1 protein-coding gene is annotated in these 4,770 nt (G+C 45.2%); it reads right to left on the bottom strand.

Features of this window, described 5'->3' with window-relative positions:
- The coding region (locus tag EBR25_12420) for a hypothetical protein (GenBank protein NBW41789.1) at nt 1–4,770 on the bottom strand (4,770 nt) is incomplete at both ends.

Here is a 4,770-nt window from a genome sequence, read left to right as displayed (position 1 = left end):
TCTCAAGTCTCCAGAGAAGTTAGAAGACTCTACAACTCTGGCTGCGGTGCCTCTTAGTTGAGATGAAAACATTACATCATCAGCAGACATAGACATGTCTACCCTGTCATAAAAAAGGGCTTCTGCCTGATCAAAAGACAGCCCCTCCGACTCCATGAGATCTATGATTGCGTCTGCAGTAAATGGATCGTCTGCAAATCTTTCAGCCTCTTCCTCTGTAAACTCTGCCTGCTGGTATGCAAAAAGCTCTGGATCTGAGTAAGTAATCTTACCCATTGCAAACACGGTATCACCAGTCATAACCGCCTTTTCTGCTCCGATAACTCTATTGCCCTCTGAGTACCATCCGCCATTGTAAAACTCCAATTCAATGCCTTCAGTAATGTCTATTGACCCAACGTCCTTCCCGTTCGCAAAGCTTTCGATCGTTCCAACAGCGGACATCTCTTTAGACTTCGGAAAAGCAACATCAGACAAAACCACAGCATTCGCACGTTCTATGCCAACTCCAACAGATGCAAAGCGTCCTCCACCTCTAGCTCTCTTGAGCGTAACTGTATCCTCTACTCCAATCCGAGGATCTTTTGCCCTGTCGCTTATCTTAACAACTTCAAGCTCTTCTGCGTCTAAAAGCTCTTGCAAAGAGAACGAGTCTCTTGCTGCTGGTGTGCTTACAGAAATATCCTTTTCTACTATCTCGCTTTTAAGATATGAGTCCATAGCCTTGACTCTCTCCTCAGCAAGCTCGTTAGGTATTGCGTTTTGAAATTGAGAGTGGTTCTGTTCATCAAGAACATCCAAAAACGTTATGTCTTTGGCCCCTTTACCTCTACCAAACAGCTGTTGCGTTTTATGGTTATCATAGAACATGAGCTGCTGCATCGCCGCTACGCTTATCCCAAGTCTGTCCGCAAGCTTTTTAGTGATAGTATAGTTCAGGTGACGCTCGTTCATATTTTTTGGCGTCCTCCTGAGTCGGTTCTTTACGTCTTTCGCATACCACTTATACGTGGTGGTTTCCCACTTGTTAAATGCTTTAAACCTGTTTTTGCCAGCTTGCGTAAACTTACTTCCTCTATTGAAGACTTCTCTACCAAGGGCCTCCATGTCCTCTTTCATGTGAGACCTTCTTAGTTTTATTCCATAAAACCTCTCTATTTCGTTCTTGTTTTTATAGCACTCGTCAAAAGCATTTTTTAGGGCATTGACATCGTAAATTGTCTTTATTCCTCTAGCCCGATTCATCTCCGATACAAAATGAGCATCTTGAGCAAGAACGCTTTCATCCCCAAGCAGGTTTGCCATAAACGCTCCGATCTTTTGTCCGAACAAATCCATTGCAACAACCTCTTTCTGCAGCTCTACAAATCTTCCGCGAGGCTTTCTTCGGTTCTTAGACCCCTTGGCAGTAAGATAATCCGTTATGTTGACATCGGACTCAAAAAGATCTACAATAGTTTTAATCCCCTTTATATGAGCTTTTGTTCTCTGCCTTTCTGGACGACCGCTTAGGCCTGGGTATGATCCGATATTTTCAAACTGATGAAGAGCCAGATCAAACGCGGCCTTGTCTCCAGACATATACATTGCAAAAGCATAATCAGCAAGTGCAATGTTTGGGACTGCTTCATTTCCGTTAGAAAACACCGCAACCAATGAGAGATACAGATCTTTTGACTTAAGAAGTTCTTGCTGATCTAACCCATGTTCTTTCGCCAAGAAATCAAAGTGACGTGGAAGACCTTCCCTGAAGTCTGAAAAGAAATTCACAAAATCAGCGCCACGCTCTGTCTCCATGAGCCTTCTAAATGGAACCTCAAGCGCGTCAACAACCCTGTCCTGGTGAATTTTTCCGTACCCGTCTCTTTTAGCGTTTCCGTGCAGCTTATCTGAAACGGCGGCAAGAAGATTTTGTATAGCTATGTTTGAAGCGTTTTTATCTCCTCCAAGGATCAATCCCTGAAACTGCATCACTGCGGCTTCATCTTCCGTTAGATCCATCAACGCCTTATTTACAGCCTCTCTGTACGCTGGATCATTCGACCTATATTCAGTTACATCAAACGTGTCTTTCCCATTCGCAGAAAGAACTTCGTTCATTGCGTCAACAACATCGTTGTACGTTGAGTACATGATTGCGGACTCTGGCGTAGTGAACTCTCTTTCAAGCATGTAGTCAGACGTTGCCTCTACAGCCTTGTCTACCATGGCTTGAGTCGGTCTTGCTCCCCAGTTTCTGTTTCTCCCATCCCATCCAAGAAGGTCGAGAGCGGCTGTACGATCCATGCCAGTTGAAGACAGTATGTCAAGCTGGTCCTGCAGAACAGATACTCTGTCGTCAATAATCTTGTTTGCTTTTTCCTCCTCGTTAAGCTCCCTTTGGTATCTGCTAGCCCACGCATTTACTGGTCTCGTAGCCTCTCTTCCTGGGTATGGCTTTGGAGCGTTCAGCGTCTTGACGTTTCCATTCGCGTCAGTGTAAGTCATTTTAACCTCAATGGATCCGCTAAGAGAACCGTTACCGCTCATCTTGTTGTACCAGGCCCTAAAGTGATTGTAGTCCTCAAACTGCTTCGTTTGCTCGTTTCTCACTCTAGACTCACCCCAGTCAGAGTGCTGAACCACCTTAATTGAAACTGGAACCTTATGAAGGAATGAGTTCTTGCCGCTGTATGCAGACATCATAGCCGTGCCCTCGGCGTTCTCCTCACGCTCCTGATCTTCGTTCTTTTTTATTCTAAGCTTTCTTCCAGAGGACAGAGTGGTCTCAAGCTTAGACATAATAACATCGAGATTGTCTCTGGTGACATCAATTTCAGTGTTTCCAAGAAGCGAATTGAGGTAGTTTATCATGCCAGACACCGTACCAGCATCAACCTTGTCGCTGTTTGCCACGTAAACAGATATAGCTTCCGCAAGAAGCTCCTCCTCAATCATTTGCTCGGCATCCTTTCTGCCTCTGTATAGATTTTCGTATTCGCTTCTCTTTACATCAAGCAAGGCCTTCATAAACGGATCCATCATCATTATCGACGATAGCTCGGCTTGGAACCTAGACCTTCTTTTTCTGTCAGAGAAAATTTGATTTGCAATTCTGGCGTGAAATATTTCTTCGATCACGTCTTTTGCGCTGGCGTTCTCGTTGATGTATATGTCATTTGTGCCTCTGACGTAGAAACCACCGATTATAGCTCCCGACATGTAGTCGGTTCTGCCACTCGCCTTGAACAGCTGCGCGTCATTTCCAACCATAACGTTAAGGCCGAACTTGCTTCTTGCAAGCTCAACAATTTTGTTCGCCTTTCTGTCTGAAACTTTTCCAGATGCGTCAGCCTCTCCTGCAGAGGTTAGATCTGATTCGTTGCGCTCTGCTTTGTTTGCAGCAATAAGCTGAGCCTTTGCGTCAATAGCGTTTTTGTTTTGCTGATAAAACAGTCTCGTCTCTTCGCTTAGGCCGTTAATGTCTACGCCGCCCTCAGCAATGATGCCAGCAATAGCGTCCAACTTAATGTGCTTGTGCGCATTTCCAGTCGCCTTTGAGAGTATTACGCTAGCATTTTTAGCCTTAATGAGCTGAGAATCAATACCTTTTGATGAGTCCTGTATTGCTGGGAAAGCCTTTAGAAGGTCTCCGCTCTTGTCGTAAACAAGCGCGACCTCACCCGTCTCTTCATTTTTGCCCACAACAACATATCCAGCCTCGATCATAGACTTCATTTGTTCAGACCCGTCCTTTACCTTTCCCGTAACTGGCGGCTTAGTTTTTGACTCCTTATCAGAGTGCTTGAACATGTCGATGACGTTCCCGCTCTTGTCAAATAAGTAGACCGAATTCTCGGTGACGCTCAATGATTCTGTAGACTGAAGATCTTCAGTAGAAATTTCCTTCCCAGCAAACTTTGCAAGCCGCAATACTTGATCCTGAGCTTCAGCCTTGACAACATAGTTCGCTGCTTTAAAGCTTTCTGCAACCTCCTTCTCTGTCGCCCCCTCCTTTTTACCAGCTTCAAGGGCTGATTTAGCGTCTTGCATTTGTGTGAGCGCCCCAGAGACATGAGTAATTTTATCGTCCACAAGGGCGATAGCATTGCCAACGTCTTCCCCATCTCTTTTTCTTTGCTCAAGCTCAGCTTTTTCAGCCTTAAGCTCGTCGAGTTCCCCAGTCTTAGACTGAATCTTTGTCTTGAGTCGGTCCTCTGGCATGGTCTTCGCCTGCTCTCCGAGGTATTTGTTTAGACCCACAAAGCTGGACTGATACTCATTATTCATAGCTGTAGCAAGCTTACTCTTAAGTACGCTTACTCTGGCCTGAGTGGTGTTTGGATCCTTAAGCTCCTTTAGTATAGCTTCAATCTGACCAGAGTGCGCCATCATAGCGTCGTACTGATCAGAGAAGTTTTCCTTCATCCACTGCCCGTACTCCGTCATATCTGTAAACTTGGCAGCAAGCTTTGATTGCTTTGCCATAATTCCCTTAATTATATCAAGGGATTGTTCTTCGGTTAGGTTGGGGTCTCTGAGCTTGGAGATTTCTTCGTCGATGCCAAGCTTAAGGTCTTTTACATCTCTCAGGTTCTGAGCGTATGTCATTCCAGCTACTGGCCCCTGAATTACGCCTGAGGTCATTCCAGCAACCATCATTGTATTGATGACTTCTGTGGTATCGAATATCGGCTTTGCTGCTACACCGTAGTCGGTAAGCATCATGTTGTCTAGCGCGTTACCTGAAAACAACGTCCCAAGCTCAGTTCCTACCTCTCCTGCTGTGCC

The organism is bacterium (assembly GCA_009926305.1).
GTDB lineage: Bacteria > Bdellovibrionota_C > UBA2361 > UBA2361 > RFPC01 > RFPC01.
Note: the sequence above shows the minus strand (reverse complement) of the source record. Positions and strands in the feature narration are given on the sequence as shown.